Below are 14,789 nucleotides of genomic sequence, written 5' to 3' on the forward strand. Positions count from 1 at the left end.
CGTGGACCGAGCAGTGCCCCCGCCACAGGATCATCCTGGCGTTCCGCAGCTGCTCCGCCGTCAGCCCGCCGTTCGGCTTGTGCGGGTTGTAGACCGCGGCCACCGCGCTGGCCGAGCGCGGGGTGCGGGTCACCGTGTACGAGCGCGAGGCATGGCTCGGCGGGCGGCTGGCCGGATGGCCCACCCGGCTGGCCGACGGCACGGCGGTCACGATGAGCCGTGGCTTCCACGCCTTCTTCCGGCAGTACTACAACCTGCGGGCCCTGCTGCGCCGCACCGATCCCGCCCTGTCCCGTCTGACCGGCCTGCCCGACTACCCGCTGCGGCACTCCGGGGGCCGGCGGGACAGCTTCCGGTACGTGCCGCGCACACCGCCGCTGAGCGCGCTCGGGTTCGTGGCACTGAGCGAGTCGTTCTCCGTGCGCGACCTGGCCCGGATGCGTCCGCGCGCGGCGCTGCCGCTGCTCGACGTGCGGGTGCCCGAGGTGTACGAACGGCTCGACCACGTCAGCGCGTTCGACCTCCTGGAGGCGATCCGCTTCCCCCCGGCGGCGCGGCACCTGGCCTTCGAGGTGTTCTCCCGCAGCTTCTTCGCCGATCCCCGCCGGCTGTCGGCCGCGGAGATGGCGCTGATGTTCCACGTCTACTTCCTCGGCTCGGCCGAGGGCCTGCTGTTCGAGGTGCCCCGGGAGCCGTTCCCGCAGGCGCTGTGGGACCCGCTGGCCGGACGCCTGGAGGGGCTCGGCGCACGCGTGCGCACCGGAACCGCGGTGGAGGAGGTCACGGTCCTGCCGTCGGGCGGTTTCACCGTGGCGTGCGCGAACGGCGAGGAGCCGTACGACGCCGTGGTGCTCGCCCTGGACCCGGCGGGCCTGCGCTCCCTGGTGGCCCGCTCCGGCGGGCTCGGCGACGCGGAGTGGCGTGAGCGCGTGGCGCGGCTGCGCACCGCCCCGCCCTTCCTTGTCTCCCGCCTGTGGCTGGACCGGCCGGTGCGCGCGGACCGGCCCGGCTTCCTGGGCACCAGCGGGTACGGCGCCCTGGACAACGTCAGTGTGCTCAGCGCCTGGGAGGGCGAGGCCCGCCGATGGGCCGCCCGCACGGGGGGCTCGGTGGTGGAACTGCACGCATACGCCCTGCCCGAGGACGCCGACCGGACGACCATCCAGAAGGAGCTGCTCGGCGAACTGCACCGGGTCTACCCGGAGACCGGTGGTGCCCAGGTGGTCGACGCCCGGCACGAATGGCGGGCCGACTGCCCCCTGTTCGCGGTGGGCGGCCACGCCGACCGGCCGACGGTGGGCACCCCCACGCCCGGCCTGGTCATGGCGGGCGACACCGTCCGCACCGGTCTGCCGGTGGCGCTGATGGAACGGGCGGCCACCAGCGGCTTCCTCGCCGCCAACACACTGCTGCGCCGGTGGACACTGCGCGGCCACCCCCTGTGGACGGTGCCCACCCGGGGCCGCACGGCCGCCCTGCGGTGGGCGGCGGCGCATGCCGGGGACGGCCGGTGAGTGCCGACGGGGCACTAACGGGCACACCTGGCGATCACGGGCCGCTGGCTTTCCGGTTCCCGCGGGCCAGTGGACGAATCGGTCGCACCCCGCATCCGCCCAGCCGGGTGCGAGGGAAGAGTGACCGGGCGGCAGTCGATGTGCGTGAGGGAGCGAGATGAGCAGCCGAGATCCGGACCGCACGCGGTGGGACGTCGTCGTCGTGGGCGCCGGACCGGCCGGGCTGGCCTGTGCCCGGGACCTGCTGACGGCGGGGCTGCGGGTGCGGCTGCTGGAGGCCGGGGACCGGCCCGGCGGCCGGATGCGCACCGACGTCGTGGCGGGGTGCACCGTGGACCGTGGCTTCCAGGTGTTCAACACCGCCTATCCGCAGGTACGGCGCCGGGTGCCGCTGCGACGGCTGCGGTTGCGCCCCTTCACGCCCGGCTTCCTGGTGCGGGACGGCGACCGGCTGCTCAGGTTCGCCGACCCCCTGCGGGCGCCCCGGCAGGCCGTGGCGGGACTGGCCGACGGACCGGCCGGGCCGCGCCAGGCCCTTGGTGGGTTCGTCGGCGATGATCAGCCGGTTGCCGTTGAGCAGGGTCCGGGCGATGGCGACCATCTGCTGCTGACCGCCGGACAGGGTGCCGGCGGCCTGCCGGGCGCGTCGACTCAGCTCCGGGAAGAGCTCGTGCACCAGGTCGTAGGCCGGCTCTCCCGCGCCGGGCCGTTCGGCGAGGCGGAGGTTCTCGGCCACGGTGAGGGCGGCGAAGACGCCGCGGTCCTCGGGGGCGTAGCCGATGCCCCGGCGCACCAGGGCGTGGGTGGCGAGGCGCACCGTCTCCTCGCCGGCCAGCAGGACGCTGCCGGTGCGCGGGACCAGGCCCAGGATGCCGCGTACGGTGGTCGTCTTGCCCGCGCCGTTGCGGCCGAGCAGAGCGGTGGTGCCGGAGGCGGCCACCTCCAGGTCGACGCCGTGCAGGATGTGCCTGCCCCCGATCACGACCCGCAGGTCGCGCACGGTGAGCAGGGGCGCCGGGGCGGGGGTCACAGCTCCTCCCCGAGGTAGGCCTGCTGCACGGTGGGGTCGGCCATCACGGCCTGCGGGGTGTCCAGCGCCAACAGCGTGCCGTGGTGCATCACGGCCAGCCGGTCGGCCAGGTCCAGCAGCACGTCCATGTGGTGCTCGACCATGAGCACGGTGCGGCCCTCCTCCTTGTGCAGCGAGCGGATGAGTTCGGTCAGCGCGGGCACCTCCTCGGCGCTCACGCCCGCCATCGGCTCGTCCAGCAGCATCAGCCGGGGCTCGCCGACGAGCAGGACCGCGAGCTCCAGCTTGCGCTTCTCGCCGTGCGAGAGGGCGTCGGCGCAGGTGCCGGCGCGGTGCCCGAGCTGAGTGCGGGCCAGTACCCGGTCGACCTCTTGTGTGTAGGCGCCGGCACGGCGCCAGACCCGGTACGAACCGCCGTCGGCGGCCTGGGCCGCCAGCCCCACGTGTTCGGCGACCGTCATGCCCGGCCACAGGCTGGAGGTCTGGAAGGTGCGCCCGAGTCCGCGCCGGGCCCGGGCGTAGGCGGCCTCCGTCGTGACGTCGCGGCCGTCGAGTTCGATCGTGCCGCGGGAGACCGGGCTGAGCCCGCTGACCAGGTTGAACAGGGAGGTCTTGCCCGCGCCGTTGGGGCCGATGAAGGCGAGGAACTCGCCTTCGCGGACGTCGAAGGAGACGGAGTCGAGGATGGTCGCGCCGCCGACCGTCCAGCCGATGCCGCGCAGCCGGAGCACCGGCGCCGGGGAGGTACGGGGCTCCCCGGCGTCCGGCGCGCCCGCGGCGCTCGGTGACGTCGTGTTCGAGGAGGACACCGCTCAGCCCGCCGTCTTGGCGGCCGGCGGTGCCACCGCTGTCATCGGGATGCTCTCGATCAGCTCGGGCCGGGCGGCGCTGCCGCTGCCCTTGAGCCGGGCCGTGAACATCGGCTGGAGCAGGGCGTGGTCCGCGCCGCGGATCTGCTCCTTGCCCTTGGGTCCGTCGAAGCTCCAGCCCTCCAGCGCCTTGGCCATGGCCGCGGTGTCGGTGGCGCTGCCGGACTCGACGGCGTGCACGATCATCTGGGCGGCGGTGAAGCCGTCCGGGCTGAACAGGTCGGGGGTGCCGCCGGCCTTGGTGATGCCGTCGAGCATGGCCTTCTCCACCGGGTTGCCGCCGCCGGCGCCAGGGAAGTAGTGCGCGAGGAAGGCGACCTTGGAGCCGGCCGGGCCGAAGATCGGGTACGAGGCGGTGCCCGCGAGTCCGGTGACGACCTTGCTGGAGTCGAGCACGCCCTGCTGGTTCAGCGCGGTCCACAGCGCGGGCGCGGTGGCGCCGGCCCAGGCGACGAACACCAGGTCCGGCTTGCCGGCCCTGGTCTGGCGGGCGAAGGGCGTGAGGTCGGTGGCGCTCGGCGGGGCGAGCACGGAGCCGACGTGCGCGCCCTTCGCGCCGAGGACGGCCTTCACCGCGGCCACGTTGGCCTGCCCGAACGCGGAGTTCTGGGCGAGCACGGTGACCTTCTTGCCCTTGGCGTCGCCGAGCAGGGTTCCGGCGGCGAGGATGTCCTGGTAGGACTGCCGGCCCGAGCGGAAGGTGTAGGCGTTGACGCCGGTGACCGCGTCGGTGGCGGCGGGGCCGCTGACGTACAGCACCTTGTTCTGCTCGGCCAGCGGCGCCATCTGCAGCGCCACACCGGAGTCGGTGGTGCCGGCGAGGATCTTGCAGCCCTTGCCCACGAGGGTCTTGGCGGCGGCGACGGCCTTCGCCGGATCGCCCGCGTCGTCCTGTTCGGTGACCTGGATCGGGTGGCCGCCGGCCTTGCCCGTCTCGTGCGTCGCGTAGGCCAGACCCGCCTTGAAGCCCTGTTCGTACTGCTCGCCGTAGGCGGCGAGCAGTCCGCTGCGGGAGTAGACCAGACCCACCTTCACGGGGGCGCCCTTGCCCCCCGAACCGGCGGACCCGGTGCCCGCGGTGCCGGCCGAGGAGCAGCCCGCGACCAGGGCGCCGATCGCGACGAGGGTGAGTGCGCGGACAGATCTGCTTCTGAGGGTGCTGGTGACGCTGGAACGCATGATGAGCGGCTCCTGACAGTCTGCGCGGTGCGTGATTGCCGGAACGATAGGAGCGCCGCAGGCCGGGCGGCATGTGGCCGGACACCGCTCTTCGGGGCCCGGTCATGGCATCGGCCCACATGGTCGGTGACGTCCGGTACCGCGAGGGTGAGGAGCACGGAACGGACCCCGGTGGAGAAGGACGAGCATGGACAAAGTGATGGCCGAGGCCACTCGGGCAGTGGCGGACATCCCTGACGGTGCGACCCTCGCGGTCGGCGGGTTCGGCCTGTGCGGCATCCCGTCGACGCTGATCGCCGCGCTGGCCGAGACCGGCGCGTCCGGTCTGCGGGTCGTGTCCAACAACTGCGGTGTGGACGACTGGGGGCTGGGGCTGCTGCTGCGGACCGGCCGGATCGCCCGGATGACCTCCTCCTACGTCGGTGAGAACAAGGAGTTCGCCCGCCGGTACCTGACCGGTGAACTGGAGGTGGAGCTGACACCGCAGGGCACCCTCGCCGAGCGGCTCCGGGCCGGCGGCACGGGCATCCCCGCGTTCTACACCCCGGCGGGGGTGGGCACCCAGGTCGAGGAGGGTGGCCTGCCCTGGCGCCACACCTCCGACGGCGGTGTCGCGGTGGCCTCCTCGCCCAAGGAGACAAGGGAGTTCGGCGGACGCCGCTATCTGCTGGAGGAGGCCATCACCGCCGACTTCGCCCTGGTGCGGGCCGCGGTCGCCGACCGGCACGGCAACTGCGTCTTCCACGCGGCGGCGCGCAACTTCAACCCGCTGTGCGCGATGGCGGGGCGCGTGACCGTGGTGGAGGCCGAACTCGTCGTCGACGCCGGTGAACTGCCGCCGGACGCCGTCCATCTGCCGGGCGTGTACGTGGACCGTGTGGTCGCCGTGGACGACTCGCTGGACAAGCGCATCGAACGCCGCACCGTGCGCCCGGCGCGCACCGGCGCCGGAGCAGCCGTCCCGCGCACCGACTCCGAGGAGAAGTGACCATGCCGCTCGACCGTGACCGGCTCGCCGCGCGCGCCGCCCGGGAGCTGCGCGACGGCCAGTACGTCAACCTGGGCATCGGCCTGCCCACCCTGATCCCCAACCACCTGCCGGACGGAGTGCACGTGGTGCTGCACTCGGAGAACGGCATCCTGGGCGTGGGCCCCTACCCGTACGACGGCGCCGAGCACCCCGATCTGATCAACGCCGGGAAGGAGACGGTGACCACGGTCGCCGGCACCGCCTACTTCGACTCGGCCCTCTCCTTCGGCATGATCCGGGCCGGCCGGATCGATGTGTCCGTGCTCGGCGCCATGCAGGTGTCGGCCCACGGCGACCTGGCCAACTGGATGATCCCCGGCAAGATGGTCAAGGGCATGGGCGGTGCGATGGACCTGGTCCACGGCGCCCGCCGGCTGGTGGTCGTGATGGAGCACACCGCCAAGGACGGCTCCCCGAAGATCGTGGAGGAGCTGAGCCTTCCCGCCACGGGCCGCCGGGTGGTGGACCGGGTCATCACCGACCTGGCCGTCGTCGACGTCACCTCCGACGGGCTGCGTCTGGTCGAGACCGCTCCCGGCGTCACCGTGCGGGAGGTCCTCGCCGCGACCGGCGCCCGGCTGCTCGTCGACGAGAACCCGGCGGCGCTCGCACCGGCCGAGCCCGCCTGACCTGCCGGGGGTGAGCCGGTGCTCTGCGGGTTTGCCAGGGCCTGGAAGTCCGCGCATCGCCCGCCCTGGACCTGCGCGGTGGCCGCGCCGAGAGGAGTACGCGGGGGGAGGCGGGATCCGGCTCCAGCAGCTTGCGCCGGCGCCACGCGTAGGTGCGGATGGTGTTCATGGGGCGACCGGGCGGACGGTCGCCCCACAGCGCGTCCAGGAGGTCGCACGCGGTCGCGGTTCTGTTCCGGCCGAGCAGGAGTACGGACGGTCGCGACCGGCCCCAACACGTTGCATACACGGGCGAGTCGGTCACGGAACGTGCCAGGGGCGGTACGGCGGGGGCTGCCGGACCGGGCCTCCAGCCCGGTTCGAGGGGGAACCGGTCAACTGGGGCCAAGGCCATGGGCTCACCTCCCGCGGCGGGCACTGGCGAGGGGCGGTGTATCCGGATGACCGCGCCTCCGGAAGTCGGGCAGGCGAGCGACCGCTCATGGAGGGCGTCGCCGGCCGCACACGGGCTGACGGGCGTCGGCGAACCGGTGCTCGCGTCGTGCTCCGCCGAGCCGCGGCCGGTGGAGCTCCCGGCAGAGGCGCTCGCCGGTCGGCTCGGTCTCACCCCGGTACCACCTTGGATTGGAGATACGCATGTCGAGTAACTTCCCGGCCTTCGCCGAGTTGATCGCGCAGACCAAGCACTCCGCCGTCCACCTGGAGATGCGCGACGTCTACACCCCGAAGGGCCCGGTCTTCGTGGACTGGCAGAAGGGCATCCCGATCGAGTACGACCGGCACACCGACTGGGTCGACCTGGTGCAGGACGCGACGAAGCGCGGCGTCGACTGGCGGCGGGCGCGGATCGTGTCCGAGCCGGTCACCGACTTCATCCAGTACGAGTGGGAGACCACCACGATCGTCAACGTGCCCGCCGGTGAGAAGGTGCGCTGGCTGCCGAGGCAGCGCGCGTCGGACCTGCTGCTGCCGGGCAACGACTTCTGGGTGTTCGACGACAGCCTGCTGCGCTGGACCAACTTCCACGGCGACGGCTCGTGGGGCCCGCACGAGTTCTCCGAGGACCCGAAGCTGATCCGGCAGTGCAAGGAGGCGTTCGAAGCCGTGTGGGAGCGCGCCATCGACCACGCGGACTACACGCCGCAGCGCAAGGAGCAGGCCACGGCCTGAGGCGACCACGCCCCGACGACCCCTCTCCCCCACCGCGGGCATCGTCCGCGGGACGGGAGACGGGTCGTCTTCGTCGTAGGAGGAAACCATGACGGCACACCGGCTGCTCCACCTGGACAGCGCGGACAAGGCACGTGAGCGGCCGCCAGGTGCGCGCAACGACATCCACTTCACGGAGGCGCAGATCCGGCCGATCGTGACGACGTACAGTCCGCCGGGCGGCCGGGTGCTCGACCCGTTCTCCGGCTACGGGACCACCGTCGTCGTCGCCGACCGGCTCGGCCGCGTCGGCACCGGGATCGAACTGCAGGAGCAGCGCGTCGCGTCGAGCAACGCCCGGCTGCCGGCGGGTTCGCCGAGCCGGTTCGTCGCGGGCGACGTGCGCGACTGGGACCGGCTCGGGCTCGGCGAGTTCGACCTGTGCCTGACCAGCCCGCCGTACATGGCGCGGCACGACCACCCGGAGAACCCGCTCACCGCGTTCCGCACCATGGACGGCTCCTACCGGCGCTATCTCGCCGAACTGGCGGACATCTTCGGCACCATCGGCAGGCATCTGCGTCCGGGCGGCCGGATCGGCGTCTGCGTCGGCAACTTCCGTGATTCCAGCGGCAAGGTCACCCCGCTGGCGTTCGACGTCGGGCACACGCTGTCCGAGGTGCTCGACTTCGAGGGCGAGATCTACTTCGAGTGGAGCACACCGTCGGAGAGCGTCACCGGCGACTACTGCCTGCTGTTCTCCGCTCCTGACGCCTGATCGATCTCCAACGGCATGGTCGGCACGTTGCCGAAGCGCATGAGTTCGGTGGTGAGGTAGCCGGCGCCGTCGGCCATCGGGTTGTCCACCTGCCGCGGCGCCGGAGCCGACCTGCACGACCTGCTCGGCCAACGGCGCGGAGTCGGACGTCTTCCAGCTCGCCGCCGGGGAACCGGCCCGGTAGGCCCTGGCGAGGCTCCTCGGCGGCGAGCGTCACGTGGCTGACCCGCGGGTGGGTCAGGCCCGCACGGGTCACGTGTGTGTGGTCAGCGGGACAGCGGCCGACTCGGGTTCCGGCACCCGGGTCCGTTCCGCCCACCGGACGGCGGGGCCGCCGGCGACCAGCACGGTGAGGAACAGCGCGGCGATCACCAGCCAGCCGGGGCCGCCGAGCCGGTCGGGCACCGTGGTGACCAGGGCCGGCCCGGCGATCAGGGCGAAGGCGTCACCGGTCGCGAAGACCCCCAGGTACTGTCCCTGGGCGTTCGCGGGCGCCAGCTCGTACCGCAGCCCCCACCGGGCGGCCTCGCCCCAGATCTCCCCGAAGGTGAAGAGCACCGCGACGGCCAGGAGCACGACGGCGGCCGCCCAGGTGGGCATCGATCCGGTCACAGCGGTGACGGCACAGGCGACGGCGAGGACCACAGCCGTGAACCGCTGAAGTCGCGCCGCCCCCTGGACGGTGTCCGCGTCGCGCGCCATCCGCACCTGGAGGGCGACCACCATCAGCGTGTTGACCAGCATGATCCATGCCGCCAGTGCCCGGGGGGCGTCGGTGTGCACCACCAGCCAGAGCGGCAGTCCCACCGCCAGTGCGGTCGGCCCGATCCTGACGATCCCGGAGACCTGGGCGACCACCAGATAGGGGACGTCGCGCATCGCCCCGCGCGGTCGCTTGCCGCGGGGTGCGCGCGGGATGCCCGGGACCATGGGCAGCCGCATGTAGAGCGCGGCGACCAGCACCATGGCCACGGCATTGCCCCAGAACAGGGCGAGGAAGGCGGTCTTCGAATCGGCGGCGATGACCAGGCCGGCCGCCAGCGAGGCCAACGAGAATCCGCCGTTGAACACGCTGCGCATGTACGCCGAGAGCCGGACCCGGCCCTCTCGGCCCATCACCCCCGTCACCAGCGCGCCCCGGGTGACGTTGCCGCTCTGCTCGGCCAGCCCGAGGGCCACGGCCATCACCAGATAGGCCGGATAGGAGTGCACGAAGGCCGCCGCGACGAGCGCCGCCGCCTTCCCCAGCGCGAACAGCGCGGTGGTGCCCCGCGGCCCGAACCGGTCGGCGAGGTGCCCGGCCGGCACCCCCAGAGCCAGCGCCAGGATGCCGGCGAGCGACATGCCGATGCCCACCTGCCCCGGTGACAGCCCCACGACATGGACGAAGTAGACGGCGCCGCCGGTGGCGTAGAGCCCGTTCCCGAGGCTGGCCACGGCGGTGCACAGGACCAGCACCCGGCCGGCGCCGGGGTCGGGAAGCAGACGGGAGATCAGGCGGGACATGGCTGGCACCTCGCTTGGTGGGGGGTGGTTGACTCCGCGGCGGACGGGCGGACATGCTTCGCGGGTTCCGGACGACCGAGATCCACCGGACAGGAAGCGGGGATGGAATGAATCCGATCACTCCCATCGGAGTGGTACGCGGCGGACGCCAACAGGTCCACGAGGACGGGTGGGGGGCGGTGGTCTCGCGGATCGAGCTGGACCCGGCCGTGTTCGACGAGTCGGCGACCTCCGGCCTCGACGACTACTCGCACGTCGAGGTGATCTTCGCGTTCCATCTGGCGACGCGGACCTGCACCGGGAACCAGTACCCGCGGGGCAACACCGACTGGCCGCTGTCCGGCATCCTGGCGCAGCGCGCGCCCAACCGGCCCAACCACCTCGGGGTGACCGTGTGCAGCCTCGCGGGCGTCGACGGACTGACGCTCACCGTGCACGGTCTCGACGCGATCGACGGCTCCCCGGTTCTCGACGTCAAGCCGTATCTGCCGGAGTTCGCCCCGCGCGGTGAGGTGCGGGGTCCGGCCTATGCCGCCGAGCTGATGCGCAACTACTTCTGAGTCCGCCGGGCCGCCACGGCTCATGACGTGGCCACCAGGTCCGTACGCGCCGCGGCGATCAGGGTGTTGGCCTCGTCCCGGGGCAGCTCCTCGTCGACCAGCAGCGCGATGGGGAGCGCCGCCGCGCTGCGGACCCGGGCGGCAAGAGCGCTCCTGGTCACCCGGCCGCCCTCCGGCCGGGCCTGCACCGCGAGGAAGTCGATCCCGGGCAGCGGCAGTTCGGGGGCGCGGTCCACGACCAGACCCACGGCCCGGGTGCCGTCCGCGCCGCGCAGCACGCACCGGCCGTCCCGGCACTCCACCTCGACCAGTCGGTTGTCCAGGCGCACCCGGCCCACCGTCAGCGGCACATCGACGGGCTCCGCGCCGGTGGGGTGACCGGCCAGTCGCGCCACGGTGCGCGCGACGAACTCCGGGTCCCGCTCGCGCAGTCGGCTGAAGGTGTTCGCCGTCCGGCGGCTGCGCAGGGCGAACACCGTCTGGTGCCCCTCCAGCCGGCCGCCCCGGCACAACTGCTCGAACCACTCGGTGCTCTCCGCCGCCTCCGCCTGTGTCCGCTCGGCGACCGGCCGCCGGATGCGCTCGTACTCGGCCAGCGCCTGGAGCGGATCGTCGTGTCCGGCGATGCACCGGGCGAGGCACAGCGCGTCGTCGATGGCCAGAGTCGTGCCCGAGCCGGTCGAGAAGTGGACCGTGTGCGCGGCGTCCCCGGCCAGCACCGTACGGCCGTCGGACCAGCGGCGGTTGACGACCGTGCGGAACGGTTGCCAGCCCGCTGTGCGGGCCGTCAACGGGGTGCCGCCCAGCTCGCCGCGGAACAGCGTGGCCAGCCTCAACTCCGCTTCACTCGAGGGGAGTTCGAGCAGGCCGAGGGCGGACAGGGTCTCCGGATCGGCCTCGACGATGAAGGTGCTCGCATCCGCCGCGTGCGGATAGGCGTGCACCACCAGGGGGCCCGGGCCCAGGTCCTTGAGGAGGAAACACGGTTCGAGGACCGCGGGTGTGCTCATCCACAAGTACCGGGTGCGGCCCGGGGAGACGGAGGTGCCGAACCGGTCGGCGCGCTCCCGGCGCAGCTCGCTGCCCGCACCGTCCGCCAGCACCACCAGGTCCGCCCGCTCCGGCAGCTCGGTGACGGCCCGCTCGATCAGCCGCACATTCGCGTTCCGCGCGGCCAGCGCGCGGACATGGGCGTGGAAGACCTGACGGGAGATCCCCGACATGCCGAAGGCGCCGGACCGGATTCGTTCGCCGCCGATCATCGTGACCGTCTCGTCCCATGAGGCGTACGCGGACTCCGGCAGCCGCAGCACCTCGGGGTGGACGGCCCGCAGACGCTCGGCGAACTCGTCCGTCAGCACGATGCCGGCCCCGGGCCCCCGGTCCTGGCGGTCGTAGAGCTCGATGGCCGCATCCGGCAGCAGCCGGGCCAGCTCCAGCGCGCAGAAGGCCCCGGCGGGGCCTCCGCCCACCACGGCCACGGTGCGGACGAAGGAGCCGCTCATGCCGGGGTCCCGTCCCAGTGGAACCGCTCGCCGCGGGCCAGCGCCGCTCCCCGGGACACCGCCGTCATCTCACCACTGGCTATCTTCATGATGGTGAGGAACTCGGTGAAGTGCGGCTCGGAAGCGTTCAGTTGGGTGCCGGCTTCCTTCATCAGGGCCAGCCAGCGCAGCCGTTGCTCACGGGAGATCATGAAGTGCGCGTGCGCCTGGTGCATCTTCGGGTCCCAGGCCGCGGTCAGGTCGTTCTCGCCGTAGATCCGGCGGAAGTGGTCGTACAGCCGTGCGGCGTGGCGGGGCCAGTCGGGGACGGCGAAGAGCGGGGTCAGCAGCTCGTCCTCCGCGACGAGCTCGTAGAAGCGGGTGGTGAGCGCCTGGAAGAAATCGGCACCGCCGATTCCGGTCCAGAAGTCGGAGACCCTCCGGTCGACCTGCGCGGGAGTCATCCGCTCGGCGGACTGCAGGCCCTGGTCGGCGACGAGGAGCACCTTCCCGTCGTGGGCCGGGGCGGCTGGTTCGGGAGACATGGGCGCACTCCTTCACTCGGATCGGTCAAGCAGGAGGCCGGCGGCGGACAGCGTGCTGACGGTGCAGCCACGCACCCGTTTGGCCTGTACGGTTCCGAGCCCGTAGGCGATCGTGGTGATCCCCTGCCCGGGGGCCAGCTCGGCGGGGCGGTAGAACATCGTGGCGAAGTACGTGAACGAGGCGTCGGGATGCTCGTAGTCGGTGCCGCTCATCAGCGCGGTCCACTGGTCGCCGTCCCGCACCAGCATCGTGAAGGAGAGCAGGGTGCCCCGCTGCCGGGCCTCGACGATCCAGACGTTCTCCGGACCGAAGTGGTCGCGCAGGTGCCGGAACGAGGCCGCCTCGCGCTCCGCGTCGGGCACGCCGCCGTACTTCGTCACGAGCTGGGCCCGCAGCCGGACGAGCTCCGGCTCCTCGTCGCCGATGGGGCGTTCGCTGATCTCGATGTCCCGGGCCGCGATCTCGCGCAGCTCGCGCCGCACCGCGAAGCGCCGGTTGCGCCGGAGCCCGGCTATGTAGCCGTCCAGGTCGTCCCAGGTGACGTCCATGTCGCAGCGGTCCACCATCGGGACCACGGAGAACCCCGCCGTGCGCAGCACGTCCAGGAACTCGGGATAGTCGGGGCGCAGGAACAGCGCCGAGACACTGCGCATCCCCTGGTCACGGCACCAGTCGAGCAGGGCCTCCAGATACGCCCGCAACACCCGCGGATCGCGGGCGCCCGGGCCGGCCGGCGCCGACTCGTAGTTGGGGCCCATCAGCACGCAGGACGGGAAGAGTTCGTCGGCGGAGAGCCCCTGCCACGGGTGCGGTCCGTCGGCGACCACCCCGTCGGCGACCGAGCCGCCCGACAGCACCCGCTGCGGATCGAATCGCACGTGTCCCGTCGGGGCCTCCATCACGCCGCCGACCAGGGCCACTTGGTCCCCGTCCGGGCCGGGCAGCCCGAAGGTACGGGCCCCGCCGGGGATCCTGTTCTCGGCGAGGGAGATCCAGCGCCGGCGCAGGGTGACCGGGGCCCTGCCGATCCAACCGTCCCAGTCTTCGGGGACATCGGTGCGTACGTGCAGCCCGGCGGTGTCCAGCGCCGGTTCTGGGCGGTGTGGTGTCACGGCAACTCCCTTCCGGTCCTGTTCGACACCCGTCCGGCCCGGCGGAGCACAGGGCCGCCGGGCCGAATGGGCAGTGGGTGGAGCGTCAGGCCGCCTGCAGTTCCTGCACTCGGTCCCAGACCGACAGCTCGTCGGCACTCCGGTCCCAGACCGACAGCTCGTCCGCGGCCCGGTCCCACACCGACAGCTCGTCGGCACTCCGGTCCCACACCGACAGCTCGTCCGCGGCCCGGTCCCACACCGACAGCTCGTCCGCGGCCCGGTCCCACACCGACAGCTCGTCCGCGGCCCGGTCCCACACCGACAGCTCGTCGGCGGCCCGGTCCCAGACCTCGATGCGGTCCCAGACGGAAGCCATGTCCCACACGCCGAATTCGTCGGCCGAGTTCGCTCGGATTACACAGTTTTCGCGCATGCAGCACCCCTTCGGGAGATTCACAGAAGGCGATCCGCCGGACCGCCGAGGCGCGGCCCTCGCCGCGCTCATCAAGGAGTCTCGCAGCCTGGCTCACGACCTGTCTTCTCCTCAATTGCTGACCTTCGAGAGAGTATGCCTGACGAATCCTTGAATTCCGCTCGGATCCAATTGATTTATACTTGAATCCGCTTGATATCCGCTTGAACCCGGGTCAAGGCGCCGCCTCGGTGAGCATCTCGAAGCCGGGAACGGCGAACAGGATGGGTGGGTGCGACCAGTCCCGCGGACGCAGCACCAGTTCCACCTCGAAGCCGGCGTACGGGTCGACGTGCAAGGGTCCGAGCGTGGCCGTGAGCAGCACCATCTCCAGGGGCCGCCCCGGCAGCTCCCGCACCGCCCGCGTCGTCGCGTGCAGATAGCAGATCCCGCGCGGCACCTCCCGCAGGGCAAACGGGCCGGGGCGCTCCGCGGTGGTCCAACTGGACGGGCGCCCCTGGAGTATGGGGCCGTCGAAGGAGCCGATGTAGATCGAGGAGACGGGCTTCGCCGTGGCCCGGGCGACTCCGCGCAGCCGGCAGCGCGTCATGTCGCCCCGGCCGCCGGTCGGCGGGCGCACGGCATGCTCGCCCTTGCCCCGGCTCAACCGACGGTACTGAGTGGGCGGGATTCCCACGGATTCGGTGAAGCGACTGGTGAAGCTCCCCGTACTGCTGTATCCGACCTTGGAAGATATAGCGGCGACACTGAGATCGGAAATCTGCAGCAGGCGTTTCGATTCACCAATACGAACCGCACTGAGAAAACGTCCCGGGGTCACCCCGGTGAACCGACAGAAGGCACGCAGCAGATGGAATTTGCTCACCATGACCGCACGGGCGATGTCATCAAGGCTGAGCGGTTCCGCGTATCGTTCCCGGATGATCTGCACGGCCCGTTCCACAATTTGCTCCATACGCATCTCCTGAACAGCCATGGAACAAGTCGT

At 72.1% G+C, this 14,789-nt stretch carries 14 protein-coding genes and 2 pseudogenes; 7 read left to right on the forward strand and 9 right to left on the reverse strand.

The window, feature by feature from the left end:
* Positions 1–107 precede the first annotated feature (107 nt).
* Together ACWEN3_RS09975 and ACWEN3_RS09980 are read left to right on the forward strand one after the other, a co-directional pair.
* Positions 108–1,514 (forward strand): FAD-dependent oxidoreductase, encoded by a 1,407-nt coding sequence (locus ACWEN3_RS09975; protein WP_452968057.1) that lies wholly within the window; start codon positions 108–110, stop codon positions 1,512–1,514.
* 157 nt (positions 1,515–1,671) lie between these two features.
* Positions 1,672–1,839 (forward strand): annotated as a pseudogene (locus tag ACWEN3_RS09980) (FAD-dependent oxidoreductase); the annotation flags it as partial.
* A 201-nt stretch (positions 1,840–2,040) separates the two neighbouring features.
* On the opposite strand, the pseudogene ACWEN3_RS09985 reads toward ACWEN3_RS09980, so the two are convergent.
* From ACWEN3_RS09985 to ACWEN3_RS09995, 3 genes and pseudogenes are all read right to left on the reverse strand, one after another.
* Positions 2,041–2,514 (reverse strand): annotated as a pseudogene (locus tag ACWEN3_RS09985) (ABC transporter ATP-binding protein); the annotation flags it as partial.
* A 26-nt stretch (positions 2,515–2,540) separates the two neighbouring features.
* Positions 2,541–3,353, reverse strand: a complete 813-nt coding sequence (locus tag ACWEN3_RS09990) for an ABC transporter ATP-binding protein (protein ID WP_452967988.1) — start codon at positions 3,351–3,353, stop codon at positions 2,541–2,543.
* A 3-nt stretch (positions 3,354–3,356) separates the two neighbouring features.
* Positions 3,357–4,592 (reverse strand): substrate-binding domain-containing protein, encoded by a 1,236-nt coding sequence (locus tag ACWEN3_RS09995; protein WP_452967990.1) that lies wholly within the window; start codon positions 4,590–4,592, stop codon positions 3,357–3,359.
* Positions 4,593–4,779: 187 nt separating this feature from the next.
* Between ACWEN3_RS09995 and ACWEN3_RS10000 the strand changes: the two genes are divergently transcribed.
* The 4 genes from ACWEN3_RS10000 to ACWEN3_RS10015 all read left to right on the forward strand — a co-directional run bounded on the left by ACWEN3_RS10000 (position 4,780) and on the right by ACWEN3_RS10015 (position 8,178).
* A complete protein-coding gene (locus ACWEN3_RS10000) occupies positions 4,780–5,580 on the forward strand; it encodes a CoA transferase subunit A (RefSeq protein WP_452967993.1) in 801 nt (266 codons plus the stop codon).
* Positions 5,581–5,582: 2 nt separating this feature from the next.
* Positions 5,583–6,251: a 3-oxoacid CoA-transferase subunit B gene (locus tag ACWEN3_RS10005; RefSeq protein ID WP_452967996.1), complete on the forward strand. Its 669-nt coding sequence runs from the start codon at positions 5,583–5,585 to the stop codon at positions 6,249–6,251.
* A 636-nt stretch (positions 6,252–6,887) separates the two neighbouring features.
* Positions 6,888–7,421, forward strand: a complete 534-nt coding sequence (locus ACWEN3_RS10010) for a DUF6879 family protein (protein WP_452967999.1) — start codon at positions 6,888–6,890, stop codon at positions 7,419–7,421.
* Positions 7,422–7,509: 88 nt separating this feature from the next.
* On the forward strand, positions 7,510–8,178 hold the full coding sequence (locus ACWEN3_RS10015; protein ID WP_452968002.1) for a DNA methyltransferase: 669 nt from the start codon (positions 7,510–7,512) through the stop codon (positions 8,176–8,178).
* 252 nt (positions 8,179–8,430) lie between these two features.
* On the opposite strand, the gene ACWEN3_RS10020 is transcribed toward ACWEN3_RS10015, so the two are convergent.
* Complete coding sequence (locus ACWEN3_RS10020) at positions 8,431–9,684, reverse strand: MFS transporter (RefSeq protein ID WP_452968003.1); 1,254 nt, start codon at positions 9,682–9,684, stop codon at positions 8,431–8,433.
* A gap of 107 nt (positions 9,685–9,791) precedes the next feature.
* Between ACWEN3_RS10020 and ACWEN3_RS10025 the strand changes: the two genes are divergently transcribed.
* A complete protein-coding gene (locus ACWEN3_RS10025; RefSeq protein WP_452968005.1) occupies positions 9,792–10,244 on the forward strand; it encodes an SAM-dependent methyltransferase in 453 nt (150 codons plus the stop codon).
* 20 nt (positions 10,245–10,264) lie between these two features.
* On the opposite strand, the gene ACWEN3_RS10030 is transcribed toward ACWEN3_RS10025, so the two are convergent.
* From ACWEN3_RS10030 to ACWEN3_RS10050, 5 genes are all read right to left on the reverse strand, one after another.
* Positions 10,265–11,749 (reverse strand): FAD-dependent monooxygenase, encoded by a 1,485-nt coding sequence (locus ACWEN3_RS10030; RefSeq protein WP_452968007.1) that lies wholly within the window; start codon positions 11,747–11,749, stop codon positions 10,265–10,267.
* Positions 11,746–12,273: a truncated hemoglobin gene (locus tag ACWEN3_RS10035; RefSeq protein ID WP_452968010.1), complete on the reverse strand. Its 528-nt coding sequence runs from the start codon at positions 12,271–12,273 to the stop codon at positions 11,746–11,748. Before ACWEN3_RS10035 ends, ACWEN3_RS10030 begins: the two co-directional genes overlap by 4 nt.
* A gap of 12 nt (positions 12,274–12,285) precedes the next feature.
* Positions 12,286–13,386: a hypothetical protein gene (locus ACWEN3_RS10040; RefSeq protein ID WP_452968012.1), complete on the reverse strand. Its 1,101-nt coding sequence runs from the start codon at positions 13,384–13,386 to the stop codon at positions 12,286–12,288.
* Between the two features lie 85 nt (positions 13,387–13,471).
* A complete protein-coding gene (locus ACWEN3_RS10045) occupies positions 13,472–13,744 on the reverse strand; it encodes a hypothetical protein (RefSeq protein WP_452968014.1) in 273 nt (90 codons plus the stop codon).
* Positions 13,745–14,015: 271 nt separating this feature from the next.
* Positions 14,016–14,756 carry a helix-turn-helix domain-containing protein gene (locus ACWEN3_RS10050; protein WP_452968016.1) on the reverse strand — a complete coding sequence of 247 codons (741 nt, stop codon included), beginning with the start codon at positions 14,754–14,756 and terminating at the stop codon, positions 14,016–14,018.
* Positions 14,757–14,789 lie beyond the last annotated feature (33 nt).

This window comes from Streptomyces sp. NPDC004561, assembly GCF_053602155.1.